At 67.8% G+C, this 13,209-nt stretch carries 24 protein-coding genes and 1 pseudogene; 14 read left to right on the top strand and 11 right to left on the bottom strand.

The window, feature by feature from the left end:
* The first annotated feature begins 102 nt into the window (after window positions 1–102).
* The 11 genes from ABGB17_RS20375 (at window position 103) to ABGB17_RS20325 (ending at window position 7,334) form a co-directional block, all read left to right on the top strand.
* Window positions 103–303, top strand: coding sequence for a hypothetical protein (locus tag ABGB17_RS20375; RefSeq protein ID WP_347631814.1), 201 nt, complete (start codon window positions 103–105; stop codon window positions 301–303).
* Complete coding sequence (locus tag ABGB17_RS20370; protein WP_347631813.1) at window positions 303–656, top strand: hypothetical protein; 354 nt, start codon at window positions 303–305, stop codon at window positions 654–656. The genes ABGB17_RS20375 and ABGB17_RS20370 overlap by 1 nt, the downstream gene beginning before the upstream one ends.
* Window positions 656–961, top strand: coding sequence for a hypothetical protein (locus ABGB17_RS20365; RefSeq protein WP_347631811.1), 306 nt, complete (start codon window positions 656–658; stop codon window positions 959–961). The genes ABGB17_RS20370 and ABGB17_RS20365 overlap by 1 nt, the downstream gene beginning before the upstream one ends.
* Window positions 958–2,304, top strand: coding sequence for a DUF3631 domain-containing protein (locus tag ABGB17_RS20360; protein ID WP_347631809.1), 1,347 nt, complete (start codon window positions 958–960; stop codon window positions 2,302–2,304). Before ABGB17_RS20365 ends, ABGB17_RS20360 begins: the two co-directional genes overlap by 4 nt.
* Before the next feature lie 50 nt (window positions 2,305–2,354).
* Window positions 2,355–2,720, top strand: a complete 366-nt coding sequence (locus ABGB17_RS20355; RefSeq protein WP_347631807.1) for a hypothetical protein — start codon at window positions 2,355–2,357, stop codon at window positions 2,718–2,720.
* Window positions 2,721–2,785: 65 nt separating this feature from the next.
* Entirely contained in the window at window positions 2,786–3,049 is a 264-nt protein-coding gene (locus ABGB17_RS20350) for a hypothetical protein (RefSeq protein WP_347631805.1), read from the top strand.
* Window positions 3,046–3,405 carry a helix-turn-helix domain-containing protein gene (locus ABGB17_RS20345; RefSeq protein ID WP_347631803.1) on the top strand — a complete coding sequence of 120 codons (360 nt, stop codon included), beginning with the start codon at window positions 3,046–3,048 and terminating at the stop codon, window positions 3,403–3,405. Before ABGB17_RS20350 ends, ABGB17_RS20345 begins: the two co-directional genes overlap by 4 nt.
* A gap of 14 nt (window positions 3,406–3,419) precedes the next feature.
* The gene (locus ABGB17_RS20340; protein ID WP_347631801.1) at window positions 3,420–4,040 is read left to right on the top strand and encodes a hypothetical protein; all 621 of its coding nucleotides are present in this window, start codon (window positions 3,420–3,422) and stop codon (window positions 4,038–4,040) included.
* Between the two features lie 372 nt (window positions 4,041–4,412).
* Window positions 4,413–4,697, top strand: coding sequence for a hypothetical protein (locus tag ABGB17_RS20335; RefSeq protein ID WP_347632010.1), 285 nt, complete (start codon window positions 4,413–4,415; stop codon window positions 4,695–4,697).
* A 59-nt stretch (window positions 4,698–4,756) separates the two neighbouring features.
* Window positions 4,757–4,990, top strand: a complete 234-nt coding sequence (locus ABGB17_RS20330) for a hypothetical protein (protein WP_347631799.1) — start codon at window positions 4,757–4,759, stop codon at window positions 4,988–4,990.
* Entirely contained in the window at window positions 4,983–7,334 is a 2,352-nt protein-coding gene (locus ABGB17_RS20325; RefSeq protein WP_347631797.1) for a hypothetical protein, read from the top strand. The genes ABGB17_RS20330 and ABGB17_RS20325 overlap by 8 nt, the downstream gene beginning before the upstream one ends.
* A 211-nt stretch (window positions 7,335–7,545) precedes the next feature.
* Here ABGB17_RS20325 and ABGB17_RS20320 read toward each other — a convergent pair whose 3' ends face one another.
* Complete coding sequence (locus ABGB17_RS20320; protein WP_347631795.1) at window positions 7,546–7,839, bottom strand: hypothetical protein; 294 nt, start codon at window positions 7,837–7,839, stop codon at window positions 7,546–7,548.
* Entirely contained in the window at window positions 7,836–8,042 is a 207-nt protein-coding gene (locus tag ABGB17_RS20315) for a hypothetical protein (protein ID WP_347631793.1), read from the bottom strand. Before ABGB17_RS20315 ends, ABGB17_RS20320 begins: the two co-directional genes overlap by 4 nt.
* A gap of 86 nt (window positions 8,043–8,128) precedes the next feature.
* On the opposite strand from ABGB17_RS20315, the gene ABGB17_RS20310 reads away from it, so the two are divergent.
* Window positions 8,129–8,380 (top strand): GntR family transcriptional regulator, encoded by a 252-nt coding sequence (locus ABGB17_RS20310; RefSeq protein ID WP_347631791.1) that lies wholly within the window; start codon window positions 8,129–8,131, stop codon window positions 8,378–8,380.
* Window positions 8,381–9,178: 798 nt separating this feature from the next.
* A complete protein-coding gene (locus ABGB17_RS20305) occupies window positions 9,179–9,397 on the top strand; it encodes a hypothetical protein (protein WP_347631789.1) in 219 nt (72 codons plus the stop codon).
* A 716-nt stretch (window positions 9,398–10,113) separates the two neighbouring features.
* Here ABGB17_RS20305 and ABGB17_RS20300 read toward each other — a convergent pair.
* The 8 genes from ABGB17_RS20300 to ABGB17_RS20265 form a co-directional block, all read right to left on the bottom strand.
* Entirely contained in the window at window positions 10,114–10,254 is a 141-nt protein-coding gene (locus tag ABGB17_RS20300; RefSeq protein WP_347631787.1) for a hypothetical protein, read from the bottom strand.
* A gap of 80 nt (window positions 10,255–10,334) precedes the next feature.
* Window positions 10,335–10,559, bottom strand: a complete 225-nt coding sequence (locus ABGB17_RS20295; RefSeq protein ID WP_347631785.1) for a hypothetical protein — start codon at window positions 10,557–10,559, stop codon at window positions 10,335–10,337.
* A 9-nt stretch (window positions 10,560–10,568) separates the two neighbouring features.
* The gene (locus ABGB17_RS20290) at window positions 10,569–10,877 is read right to left on the bottom strand and encodes an HNH endonuclease signature motif containing protein (protein ID WP_347631783.1); all 309 of its coding nucleotides are present in this window, start codon (window positions 10,875–10,877) and stop codon (window positions 10,569–10,571) included.
* The gene (locus ABGB17_RS20285) at window positions 10,874–11,227 is read right to left on the bottom strand and encodes a hypothetical protein (protein ID WP_347631781.1); all 354 of its coding nucleotides are present in this window, start codon (window positions 11,225–11,227) and stop codon (window positions 10,874–10,876) included. The genes ABGB17_RS20290 and ABGB17_RS20285 overlap by 4 nt, the downstream gene beginning before the upstream one ends.
* Window positions 11,228–11,301: 74 nt before the next feature.
* On the bottom strand, window positions 11,302–11,514 hold the full coding sequence (locus ABGB17_RS20280; RefSeq protein WP_347631779.1) for a hypothetical protein: 213 nt from the start codon (window positions 11,512–11,514) through the stop codon (window positions 11,302–11,304).
* 175 nt (window positions 11,515–11,689) lie between these two features.
* The gene (locus ABGB17_RS20275; RefSeq protein ID WP_347631777.1) at window positions 11,690–11,884 is read right to left on the bottom strand and encodes a hypothetical protein; all 195 of its coding nucleotides are present in this window, start codon (window positions 11,882–11,884) and stop codon (window positions 11,690–11,692) included.
* Window positions 11,881–12,183 carry a hypothetical protein gene (locus ABGB17_RS20270; protein WP_347631775.1) on the bottom strand — a complete coding sequence of 101 codons (303 nt, stop codon included), beginning with the start codon at window positions 12,181–12,183 and terminating at the stop codon, window positions 11,881–11,883. Before ABGB17_RS20270 ends, ABGB17_RS20275 begins: the two co-directional genes overlap by 4 nt.
* Entirely contained in the window at window positions 12,180–12,647 is a 468-nt protein-coding gene (locus ABGB17_RS20265) for a hypothetical protein (protein ID WP_347631773.1), read from the bottom strand. Before ABGB17_RS20265 ends, ABGB17_RS20270 begins: the two co-directional genes overlap by 4 nt.
* Window positions 12,648–12,831: 184 nt before the next feature.
* On the opposite strand from ABGB17_RS20265, the gene ABGB17_RS20260 reads away from it, so the two are divergent.
* Entirely contained in the window at window positions 12,832–13,056 is a 225-nt protein-coding gene (locus tag ABGB17_RS20260) for a hypothetical protein (protein WP_347631771.1), read from the top strand.
* 37 nt (window positions 13,057–13,093) lie between these two features.
* Here ABGB17_RS20260 and ABGB17_RS20255 read toward each other — a convergent pair.
* Window positions 13,094–13,209, bottom strand: a pseudogene (locus ABGB17_RS20255) (IS5/IS1182 family transposase); the annotation flags it as partial.

The following is a 13,209-nucleotide window of genomic DNA, read 5'->3' as shown; positions in this document are numbered from 1 at the left end:
GTCGGCTAGTTGCCTAGGACGTATGCTCCGCCATACACGAGACTACTTGCCGTGACTACTACGGACAACGTCCTACACAATCCGCACTCTACGGGAGTTCAGTTGCCTGACCCCAAGGTTGAGCCGACGATCAGCGTCCCCCGTGCGGGTGCGCTGGTCGGTCTCTGCCGTGACTCGTCCTACGAGGCCGCGCGACGTGGCGACTTGCCGACCCTGAAATTCGGTCGCCGGGTCGTCGTCCCTACCGCGCGGCTCCTCGCGATGCTCGGCCTCGACCAGGCCGAGGACGGCGGTGCCCTCTGATGATCTCCACCAACGCCGAAGGGCGGACCCCCGGCCAGGAGTCCGCCCTCAATTCGGCGCCCTACAGCACCAACAACGCTGACCCTCAGGGTACCGCCCAGACGGGCCCCCGTCACGGTGGTCAGCAGACGAGCCTCCCCGGTGTCGTCGAGGCCCTGCTGTTCATCGACGCCCACCGCGTGACGGCCACGCTGATTGTGGTCGGGTGTGAGCGGTGCGGTGGTGACCACGAGCACCGCTGCCCGCTGCCCGTGCCGTCCCTGACGCGGGAGAAGCGGGCCCGGTGCGGGCTCAGGTACCAGATCATGCCGCGCCGTCTCCGTGCCACCCGTCGCGGAAGGCGGGCGGCGTGATGTGCGACCACGACCACGTCGCCGAGCTCCGGCGCCTCCTGGCCGACCTCGACGGCCAGCGCGACCGGGAGAACGCCGCGTTCCGGCAGGGCTTCACGGTCGGGTTCGCCCACGGATTCGACCTGGGGGAGAAGAACCGGCTCCGCGAAGAGGCCGAGCTGTGGGCCGCTCTCGCCGAGAAGGTTCGCCAGATGGGGCGGTCCCGGTACCTGAACTTCGCCGAGTTGGAGCACGCCCGGTACGGCGGCCCGCGTGCCCTGGCCGGCCTGCCCCGTGACGGCGACTACCCCGGGAGGAACGCGTGACGTTGCGCGTGGTGGGACAGCAGTCCGGCGCCGAACTCCTCGACGAGTTGAAGAGCGCTCTACAGCGGTACATCATCCTGCCGTCCGATGAAGCCGGGGACGCGATCACGCTGTGGATCGCGGCCACGCACGCCGTCCCGGCATGGGAGATCGCTACCCGCCTGTTCATCAGCAGTCCGCAGAAGCGGTGCGGCAAGTCGCGGCTTCTCGACATCATCGAGGCCACCGCCCATGACGCGCTCGTGACGGTCAACATCTCGCCGGCCGCGCTGGTGCGCTCCATCGGCGAGGACCCGCCAACGCTGATGCTCGACGAGGCCGACACCGTGTTCGGGCCGAAAGCGGCGGGTGATCACGAGGACTTGCGTGGGTTGATCAACGCGGGTTTCCAGCGCAACCGCCCGTACATCCGGTGGGATGCCACCATCCGGAAACCCGAGGTGTGCCCGACGTTCGCCATGGTGGCGCTTGCCGGGATCGGCAACATGCCTGACACGATCATGGATCGGGCCGTGGTGGTGCGGATGCGGCGCCGGGCGCCCGGTGAGACGGTCAAGCCGTACCGCACGCGCCGCGACGGCCCGCCGCTCAACAACCTGCGCGACCGGCTTCACGTGTGGGTCCGGTCGCGGTTGAAGGATCTGGAGAACGCCGAGCCGGACATGCCGGTTGAGGACCGGGCCGCGGACGCGTGGGAATCGCTGATCGCTGTAGCCGATACTGCGGGCGGTGAATGGTCCAAGCGTGCCCGCGCCGCGGCGAAGGCGTTCGTTGAGCGCGACCAGCAGGCCGACGCGTCGGCGTCGGTGTCGCTGCGCTTGCTCACCGATCTGAGGGCCGTATTCGGGGATGAGCGCTACCTGTACACCACGACGATCCTGGACCGGCTGCACAAGATCGATGAGTCGCCGTGGGCCGACTACTACGGCCGGCCGTTCGGCCCCCGGGACCTGTCGAAGTTGCTCACCGCCTACGAGGTCGAATCGAAGAATGTCCGCGAGAGCGGCGGCCCTCCGAAGAAGGGCTACAGCGCGGATGATCTTTGGGATTCGTGGTCCCGGTACATCTCTAGGCAGGGGGAGCGCTACAAGGGCTACAAGAGCGACGATGCAGGTCAGGCCGGTAGCGGAGAAAATCCTGTAGCGGATGCATCCGCTACAGGCCAATCGTCCGCTACTGCTCTGACCTGGGAAGTCGCGGATGTAGCGCATGTAGCGCACATCCCGCCTAAGCCGCGCCCGAAGCCTCCCGAGCAGTGGCCCAACTCCTGCGTTGAGTGCAAAGGCATGCTCGACCCCGCCGCAGTCAAGGCCGGGCACACCAAGCACCGCGGATGCGAGTGACCGACGTGAGCAAGGGATTCTCCCCGTTGGAGCGTCGTCTCCTCCTCGCATTGGTCTCTCTTATCAGAGACCGCGAACCCGAACCGGACGAGCCGCCCGGCACCTGGCTACTCGACTGGATCATGCTCGGCGATTTGTATGAGCGCTGCTACCACTTCGACCCCGACAAGTCGTATGAGCTGCAACGCCGCAACCAGCGACAGGCCATGCGCCGCGCACTCGGACGGCTCTACAAGCACGGGTACGTCGAAGCACTCGCACTCGCCTGGCTCAACATCCGGGACGGCGAGGTCATGGAATGGCAGGGCGGTGGCCGGCGAGTAGGCCCATACAACGACAAGACCCCCAACTGGAGAGCCGTCTCGTTGAGCACGATCGGCCTGGAAGCCGCCCTGCTCTTGGAGGGCGAGGGCTGATGACCACCTCACCGGCCGGGCGCCATCGGAGGGCGCCCGGCCCCCTGCCTAGAAAGGACCGGCCCGTGACGACGTACGGCCCCGGGTACCACGCCCGGCTCTACCGCTACCCCCGCGGCACGTTCACCCCGACCGACCGGGGCGCCGCCGCGCTGTTCGGCATCACCGAGGAACAGGCCCGGCTGTACGGCAAGGCGTACACCGACCCTCCCGCCGCGTGGGTCAAAGCCCTGCGCAGGCTCACCCGGGAAGCCGCCGCCCACCTCGGCTACACCCCCGACCTCCGGCAGCTCCTCGACTACATCGCCGAGAGGGACACCGACGAGTGACCAGCACCACCACCGCGGCAGGGCCGATCTCCCCCGAGGGACTGGCCCTGCTCCGGCGCCTACGCGTCGACTACCGCGACCACCCCGCATACCCCGACCTGCTGACCCTCTCCGCCATCGCCCTAGCACTGAACGCATGTGCGACTACCGCAAACGGAAACGAACTGGTAATCGAGAAGGCACTCACGGGACAGTCAACCCTGACCACGCAGGACGTAGCGAACATCACCGGTCTCACCGACCGCGCCGTCCGCCTCGCCTGCCAGCAACAGCGGCTCCACGCCACCCGGCACGGCAGAGACTGGCACATCACCCACCTCGCCCTAGCCGAATGGATCACCACCCGCGCCGCCTGACCCCAGGGAGACCCGTGCCCACCGACCACACCAACCAAGCCGCACAAATCCGCGACGCCTTCACCCGCAAACTCGACAAGCTCCGCGACCACCACAACCGGGGCATCATCGGCACCACCATGCGCGACCACGAGATCGCCAAGGCCTACCGCGACGCCCGAGACCAGCTCGCCACCCTCGACACCCAGGAACAGGCCGCCCGCAAACAGCGCCGCGGCACACTCCTCCGCGAACTGTTCACCCCCGGCAAAGACGACGGCCACGACCCCGCCACCGCCACCCTGTCCTACCGCGACGCCCTCGACCGCGTCGACCGCATCGAAGACGCCGGCGCCGCCCGCACCCTGCTCACCCGCTCACTCCGCACCGGAGACAACCTCCTGGCCAAAGCACTCGCACAGAAGGCGTCCGAATCCGGATGGGGCGACGTCCTGACGACCTACTTCGAGAACCGCCCACCCCAAGACACCGAGCGCTACAACGAATACGCCACCCTCGCCCGCGACGACGCCAACCCCCAAGCCCGATTCAACCGCGCCGCCCAGTACGTCCTCTTCAACCCCACCGAGCTGTCCAAGCTCCAACCCCACCAGGTCGACCAGCTAGCCGACCGCGACCCCACCGCCGAGGCATGACCACCATGGCCATCCCCGTCCGCACATCCCGAGGCATCGCCGTCCCCTGGCTCCGAACCGTCCAAGCCACCCGCCGCAGCACCACCCGCCGGCGCCGCCGCACCCAGCGCCCCGACCAGGGCAAACGCGCCGCCACCACCACACGCAACCCCCTGACCAGCACAAACACCACCACCCCGGGGACCTGCCCTCCCCCCCACCCCGATTCCGAATCGGCGGGTACACGCGCTGCCAGTCTGGCTGATCAGCAGACCTCATCGGGGGTGCCTGGTGCCTGCTCCGCGTCCTGACCCGTCCAAGCCGCATAGCCGGTACAGGCAGCGGGTTCAGACGGTGGTGCTTCCTGCCGAGCATGATCTCCCGGTGCCGGACATGCCGCCGGGGCGGGTCTGGTCGGAGGATGAGCGGGCCCTGTGGGCTGATCTGTGGGGGTCTCCGCAGGCGTCGCAGTGGGATGAGTCGTACGCCTCCATCGTGGGGTTGTACGTCGCGCTGGTGGTGGGGTTGTTCAGCGGTGAGGGGAAGGCGTGGCAGGCCAGTGAGGCGCGGCAGCTCGCGGATCGTCTTGGGTTGACGCCGGCGGGGTTGGTGATGTGCGGGTGGCGGTTCCCGGATGGGGTTCCGGCGCCGGTGACGCCGTTGCGGGGGTTGGCGTGACGGCCCGGCGGCGTGCGCGTCTGGGCGTGGCCGCCGGGGCGGACCCGAATGTGCCGCCTGTGGAGTTGCATCGGTTCCGGCCTGCCGACTGGCTGACCGCCGAGGAGCTGGCCAACGTGGTTGACGCCGAGGTCGGGATGCGGCTTCCGCGTAGGTGGTATCGGGCGTGGCGCACCTACAGCGCCGCGCGGGCGGCGTGGTGCGAGCAGCGCGGCTTGAAGCCGTATGAGATCCGCCGGTTCATCCCGGCACCTGTACTGGATCACCAGAGCCCGGGGGGGCCGCGTGTCTGAGTTCACCGCTGGAGATGTGATCGTCCCGGTCGTCCCGAGTGCAGGCGGGTTCGTGAAGGATCTGCGCAAACAGCTACTCGGCGACGCGTACGACGTGGGGCGGGATATCGGCGCGGAGGTCTCGCGTGGCATCCGGAGCCAGTTGAAGGCCCTGCCGGTGGATGTGGTGGCGGACACGACGCGGGCCGCGCGGGACGTGGCGAAGTTCCGGGCCGAGCTGGACCGGCTTCCGGGCGTGGGTATCGAGGTGGATGCGGACACGTCGGCTGCCGATGCGGCGTTGGATGCGGTGGCCGATGCGGTTGATCGTCTCGACGGCCGGCGGGCCGAGGTCGACACGGTTGCCGAGGTGGGCGATGCGGTGGCGGATCTGGCGACGGTGGAGGCCGCGGCGGATCGGGTGGACGGCCGTACGGTGCGGGTGCCGGTGGAGGTGGAGGAGCGGGGGTTCGCCGGCGGGTTGCGGCAGGCTGTGTCGCGGGCGGGGGCGGTGGCCGCGGATGCGCTGAGTGGTGCGTTGGGTGCGGCGGCTAAGGCGTCGGGTCCGGTTCTCACGGCGGCGTTGGTGGCGGTCGCGGCCGGTGCGGGTGTCGCTGCCGCGGCTGCTCTGGGTGGCGCCCTGGTGCTCGGGTTAGGTGGCGCGTTCACCGCAATCGGGATTTCGCTGCTGCTGGCCAACGACAAGATCAAGAAAAGCTTCTCGGAGACGGCCGGCGAAATCAAGAAGATCATGACCGATGCGGCGCGTCCGCTGGTCCCGGTCATTCAAGAGGCTCTTGATCAGGCGAAACGGGTCGTGTCGGGGTTCAAGGACACGTTCAGGGAGGCGTTCCTCGACGCGCAGGGGCCGTTGAAGCACTTCCTTCGTGATCTCGGTGACGCGTTCTTGGAGCTCAAGCCAGCGGTCAAGCCGCTGATGGACGCGTTCACGCAGCTTCTCGGCGAGATCGGCCCGGAGTTGAAGGGCATTTTCCGGGACATCGGGGTGTCGTTCTCGGATCTGGCGCGGTCCGTGGGGGAGAACAAGACCGCGATCTCTGCGATCTTCACCGGCCTGTTGCGCACGATTCCGCTGGTCATCGGGGCGATCACCAAGGTCGTCGAGATGTACGGGTCGTTGGTCAGTACCTCGGTGAACGCTGCCGCGACGATCGCCCGAGGGTTCGCCAACGCCTCTGATGCGGTGACCGGGATCGTTGAGCGGATCTTGGGGGCGATTCGTACGGTTGCTGTGGTGCTGGGCAAGGTTCCGGGGATGGAGAAGATCAGCGGGCAGCTTGTCAGCGGGATTGATCAGGCGATCGGGAAGATCCGGGACTTCCGTGCGGCAGCGGAGGGTGTTGCCAATGCGGTTGAGCTGAAAGCCAACATTGTGGATCTTCAGCAGAAGATCGACAAGGCCGAGACGCTGCTCAACGACCCGACGTTGACCGCCGAGCGTCGCGCCCAGCTCACCGCGGACATCACCCGCTTGCAGGTGGCCAAGGCCGCAGCGATCAGAGACCTCGGTGATCCGAAGCTCACCGCGGAGTACGCCTCGACGATTTCGGCGAACATCGCGACCTTGCAGTCACGGCTGCGTGACGCACGGATCGATCTTCAGAATCCCGAGTTGACCAAGGAGCGGCAGTCCAAGTTGGTCGCGGACATCAGCCGCCTGTTGGCAGGGGTGCAGGCTGCCCGCGAGGCGCTGGCCACCCTGAAGGACAAGACCGTTCATGTTGAGATCGTTCGGACGACTCGCGAAAGGCTGATCAAGAAAGATAAGCAACTCGGTGCCGAGCGCGGCGGCATCATGCGGTACGCCCACGGCGGCATCGCCCAGTACGCCACGGGCGGGATACGTGACGTGATCCGCAACATCGGCCCCCACATCGCGACAGGGCCGACGCTGCTGTTCGGCGAAGGTCGGGACGATGAAGGATTCGTGCCGTATGACCGCCGGTTCCGGCCGCGTGCCACGAAGATTCTCGGCACCATCGCGAACGACTTCGGGTATCAGCTCATCCCGTCGCTGAGTGCCGCACGGCAGGCCGGTGCGTCGGTGATGGCCGGCGCCGCCGCCCGTACCCGCCCGATCTCCGCACCGAGCCTCCCGGGAAGTGAGGCGCCGCGCTCGCTGATGCGTGGCACGGTGGACCCGCTCTACAGCGGCGTGTACAGCCAGGAGTCGGCGCGCCAGGATCGGCACCTCGCCGCACTGCTCGCCCACGAGTCCCGCACCGGGCAGGGTGGCGGACCGTTGGTCAATGTCGAGCACATGCAGGTGACCCCAGAGCAGTCACCGATGGGCATCGCGAGGGATCTTCGGTACCTGCTCGGGTCGCAGGTGCGGCAGAAGTGACGTGACGGGCGCCGGGCGGTCATGGGTCCCACACCTGGACACGGGATCGGCGCCCGTCACGGTCTGTACGGCGGCGCGCCTGCCATGCCCGGGAATGCGCGCCGCCGCGTTTGCTGCGGGTACGACGGCAACCCCGGCGAGGGACATGCCGCCGTACCCGCACCCACCCCGGACCCCATGCGACAGGACAGGCCAGGGCGGGAGTCTGGTCTTACACGGCCTCCCCGGCGAGGATTTTCGCCCATAGCGCGACGGCCGCGTCCGGGTGCATGCGTACGGTCTCGGTGGTCTCGGAGGAGTGGAAGCGCCGTATCCACGCACCCCCGCCACCGGCCACCAGGACGTACACCACAGACCTGCACGAACACGTCCAGCGGAGTTCACGCTCCCGCTGTTCACGCTGAGCAGGCCACCACCGGATCTTGTCGGCGTTGTTGACCGGGTGAGGTACGTGGTGTCCGTGCTCGGTGGTGGCACCCTGCGCCGGAGTCAGGTCCGCTGTCACACCGACCACCCCGCGTCCCTCGACTTGGTCCAGCTCGAAGCGACCCGGATCGCGACGGCCATTGCCTCCAACTCGGGCCAGGACTCGCCGCTGATCGCCTCGCCGGACGTGTGGGTTGCGTGCCAAAGGCCGTCGTCGTCCTGGTGGACGTTGTCGAACTCGGCCAGTTCGGGCCTGTCGTCGCCCTGGGTGGTGGGTCGCATGGGGCCACCGTACGTGACTTCACCATGGTTCACCACTGGTGAACTGTGGGTATCTGGGGTCACGGGTGCGGAACTACGGTCGCCGGGTGGACGAGATCAACTGGCCACCTAACGTGATCAAGGCGAACTACATCGCCGAGACGATCAGGCAGCGCATCGCGGACGGCACCTACCCGCCCGACACTCCGGTGCCGTCTGAACACGCGCTCGTGCAGGAGTTCGGCGTGGCGCGCGGCACCGCACGCAAGGCACTCCGGCGCCTGGTCGACGCCGGCGACGCCTACGTGGTCCGCGGCCTGGGCACGTTCGTCACCCCACCGCCGGCCGAGAAGTCCTGATCCCCGGGCAGGCTCAAGAGAGGGTCAAGAGCGGGACCCCCAGGGTCAAGGACTTGAGGCAGGGTCAAGGGTTCTTGAGCCTGCTCTCGACCCTGCGGCCTGCGCTCTCGAGGCCCAGGCCCATCCGCGGCGGGCGGTTAGGTGCCGGGGTAACCGGGTTAGTTTCCTCACCTAGGGCTAACCCGGGCCCCATCCGGCTTCCCGCCTGCGGAAAGTTAGGTGAGTTAGCCGGTTAGGCCGGGTTAGGTGGGGCGCCTCGACCCCTCCCCCGCGACGTCTACGGAGAGGTCCACAGCAGATCACTAACCCCTCTCGGCGTGGTCCACGGAGACGTCCACGAGGCATGTTCTCGCGCGCCTACGCGTGTAGGGGGCCGGACGTCCACGAACAGACGATCTTCGTGGACTAGTGGTGATGGGTCATGACCCATCACCACTAGCTGACCCGTGACACTCGGAGAGTGATGGTTCGATTACGGATGCCTCGGTGACTCGTCGGGATCCCGACGAGTCACCCGCATTTACGCGGCGTAATAGTCACGCACAGCGACGACAGCCACGACGGGCAGAACGGACCAAGGAATCGTCCCAACCACCCATATACGAGCGGTGGGGGAGGGGCCAGGAACGATTCCCGAGAGGGGTCCCGCTGGGACAATTACGGTCACCGTGCGTGGCGCTGGTCGTCATGCGCGAGGTATCGTCACTTCCATCACGGCATGGCATGGCGAGGCGTGGGGCCGGGTTCACACTCCGGCCAGATCAGATACAGGCCAGTCATGACGTGAGAGGACAATTCATGAGCAAGCTCATCAGCGGGCACGCGCCCGGCGACCTGCGGAACCCGTTCCTTGAGGCGATCGAGGAACACGGCCTCGCGGCGGCCAGGGACATGCGGCGCCCCGGGTTCACGAAGCTGTGGAACTGCACCGACATCCTTCCGGGGTGGGCGTGCGATCTCCTGGACGTCCCGTCCGGGTCGACGTACGCGCAAGCGGTGAGATCCCTCCCGGCGTAGCGGGTGATGCCCGCGTGGTGCTGGTCACCGCGCGGGCATCTGTTTCGCTGGTCGCAACGGTCGCCGGCGCCGGGAACCACCGCTCCGAGGGCGGTGGTTGGGTGAGCTTGCCGACGCTGGCAAGATCAACTTTGGGCTACTGGTGATATTATCACCAGTAGTTTTCCCAGCTCAGCGCCCTATTCAAGGATGTGCCACATCCTTGCCCCCGCGCGCCCGGGGCGGACAAAGTCGGAATTCCGACTTTGAAGTCCACGCTCTCTCGATCCCCGCGCGCCCGGGGCGGACAGGTGTTGAGTACTCAACACCTGCCAGAAAGCCTTCCGATCCCCGCACGCAGGGGGCGGACCCTCGCCGAGCTGGACGGTCATGACAGCCGTCCAGCTCGGCACACTAGGTGCGCTCACGGAGCCCGGTTAGGTGCGCTCGGCGCCGGCGAGTGTGCCACCCGGGGAGCGCACTAGGCGACCGGCACGTGTGCACTTCTGCACACCTGGATTGCCCCGTTCGCTGCCCCGCCGGATGCCCCGGAGATTGCCCTACCGGTCGCGGTCCCGGTCACGAAACCGGTCGCGACCGGGGGCATGGTCGCGACCGGAACGGCGACCACATCCGCGACCACCACCGCGACCGGAAACCGGCGTGCCACCAGCGCAAACACCACGTGAACACGGCCCGACCGGCGGCACAGACGCGACCGCCGGCCGGGCCGCGGATCACCCGGTCAGACGCGGGGTGTGCCGTGCGGCATACGCCTTGCTCAAGATCGCCCACGCCGCACGCTCGGCGTCGTCGAGGGTCATCCCGGTGTCCATCTCGTAGCAGTCCAACCACACCGTGGCATCCTCACCCGGCATCCACGTGAGAGTCACCTCGTTCACCGTGCCGGACATGCACACCTGTTCGCTGTGGTCGGTACACCAGGACTGGCACCCGGTCACCGGCCCGCCTCCGTGCCCACCGCCGTGGCCAACTCATCGAACGAGTCGACCTGAAGGGCAACGGGCACGTACACGAACCGGTCACCCCACCGGGCGCCGTGCAGCACCTCGACGTACAGGCCGCCGTTCTCGGCGTGCCGGACCAGGCTGATACTGAACGTCGACTCGTCGTCCAAGTCGAGGCAATCGACGTGCTCGAAGTCTCCGGGGGAGAGCGTCATCAAGTCCTCCTAGGCCGCGGCCGTCACGCGGACGGTCGCGAGCAGCAGCCAGACCAGCGGCCAGGGCAACCGGTCGGATTTGGTGTTGTTGCAGGGGGCGCACGCAAGCACGAGGTTGTACGGCTCACTGCACCGCCACAGGCACGACGGCACGTAGTGATCCAGGGTCGCCAGCGTCGGGTCCGGGAACGGCAACCGGCAGTAGAAGCACCGGGCACCATCCCGCTGTGCGAGGCGCCGGCGGAGCTCCCGTCCCGCCTCGCCCCGAATCGCGCCGGGGCGGTGACGGTGCGGCCGGGCCTTGACCTTGGCGGTCACTCGCCGAGCACGAGCGCACCGGCCCGCGACAGCATCGCCCCCAAGAACCGAAGGTCACCCGCGGGCATGTGGGAGATCAGGCGCCCCAGCTCCGCGGCGGCGAGCGGGGAGATGTCGACGTGCCGGCCGGTGAACCGCCCGTCCGCCTCCCCGATGAACATCCGGACCCGGGGCGTGCCCTGGTCGCCCTCCTGCTGGAGGTCGATCTCGGTCGTCAGGCCCGGGTCACCGGGGTCGATCAGCTCGACGTTGCGGTCATGCAGGCGGGTCGCCGTCGCCCGGTCGGAGTGGTGGCCACGGCACCAGGTGATCGGGCACCGCGGCGGCACCGCGGGCTTAAGGTGATCCATCAGATCCGCTCCTGTGCGTGCAGGGGATGGGTTCAGGTCCGGCCCGGTGGTGAGACACCGGGCCGGACCGCTTACTAGGCAGGGCCGAAGAACTCGTGGGCGATGGATCGGCCCAGCTCAAGTCCGGCGCGAAGGCCCTGCTTGAACACGAACTCGATGCGCTCACCCTCGGTGCCGGTCGGCATGTCCGGGTCCGGCGACAGGATGATCATCGACTCGGATTTGGGGCCGTACACGATGACCTGCGATTCGGTGAGTCCTGGGACGTGAACGACGTTGAGGTTCATCGGGCCCCCCCGGGCCGACGTGCCCTACGCTCCGCGACCTGGTCGACCAGGACGGGTGTAGCCGCCTGCACGGCCGCGGCCTGCAACACCCGGTTTATGGTGTGCAGCGCGTCCGCCATGTCGCTGACCGCGCGGACCAGGGCGCTCGCCTGGTCGACGCTCAGCACCAGGCCGCTCACCGGGTCGCCCCGATCGCGTCGCGGACCTCTCTGTGCAGCTCGGCGAACTCGGCCCGTTGCAGGCGCAACAGCTCGGCGAACTCGGCCCGCTGGCGGAGCTCCATCGCGGCGAGTTCCTCGCGGAGGACTTCACGGATCTTGTCGACCAGTTCGGCAGCCTGGCCGGCGGTGAGTAGTAGGGGGTCACTCACTGGTCCGCCCCCCGGAGAATCTCGACGGCACGCCGCAACGCGTCGGCGAACTCCGGCATCCGGGTGGCCACCAACTCGGCGAGGAACCCGGCGTCCTTCACGGCCACGTGAACCTGTTCGGTGTCGCGGACAACGGCCACGAAGTCATTGGCCGGAATCGTCGTGTAGTCCCTGATCGCCAGCACCGTCGCGCCGTCCGTGTGGGCGGTGGCGTGGGTGTGCAGGGCGACCTGCCCACCGCTGTGGGCGTTGCGGCACCAAGCGGGGCACCGCAACACGGTCCGGAGGGCGGTGGTCACCGGACCTCACCGCCGTCATTGCCGAGAGCGGCCTGGTTCGCGAACCGGTACTCGGCCGAGGTGTGGGGGTGGTAGTCCCGGATGACCCGGGCCTTGGTCTGCTCGGTGGTCTCGTCCTTCAGGCGCAAAACACGGCGGTCGGCCTTGCCCTGCTCGTGGACCGTCAGGGAGGCGCGGTTCTCGGTGAAGGTGATGCCGAGGCCGGCGGCGAGGGTGCCGAGGGTGCGGGTGGCGGTGGGCTCGTCGGCCTCGGTGGCGTCGTGGCGGGTGGACGCGTCGGCCTCGGTGCCCAGCGCCACCGGCAGCACGTCACGGGAACGCATGTAGGCGATGGCGCCGTCGAGGATGGCGCCGTGGTTGTGCAAGAACCAGAACACGACCTCGACCAGGTCAAACCGGCCAAGGCTGTAGAGGAACGCGCGACGCTCGGCGTGAGTGAGGGTCGGGGGATTAGGCTTCGCCATTGGATCTCTTCCTGTTCGTGCAGGTGGGGATCAAGGGCCTGTCCGGTGTTCCAGCACCGGGCGGGCCCGTCTTGCTGAGATGACTGTATGGCTTGGGCATGCACCAGTCAATCCCCAACATGCGCGCGGTTTCGACATGCGCCATGGGCAGACATGCGTGACCCAAGGGCTTACACTCACGCGTATGGAGCGTCCTATTTCCCCGTGGAGACCTGTTGGCATCGACGGCATTGCCGAGCACCTCGGCGTATCAGAGAACACTGTCGTCGCCTGGCGCCGACGGTCAGCCAAGGAATGGGTCAACGTGGCCAAGTTCCCGGAGCCGGCGGGGAAGATCTCAGGTCGAGACTGGTGGTGGCTCTCGGACGTCATCGACTGGGCGAGGGAGACGGGGCGACTCAAGAGCTAAGCGCCGTCAAGCCCCAGTCCGCAGAGGCTAAGAGCTCCTAACGCAATGAGGTGAGGCGTCGCCAGCAGATGAGGGCGCAGCCGAGGCTGAGGAAGGCTCGGTGGATGTCCTCGCGGATCTCCCAGCGGATGCGCAGCCGTCGGAAGTGGTGCA

The organism is Sphaerisporangium sp. B11E5 (assembly GCF_039871875.1).
In the GTDB taxonomy this organism is placed as follows: Bacteria; Actinomycetota; Actinomycetes; order Streptosporangiales; family Streptosporangiaceae; genus Sphaerisporangium.
The sequence above is the reverse complement of the archived record's forward strand: the minus strand, read 5'-3'. Positions and strand labels throughout refer to the sequence as shown.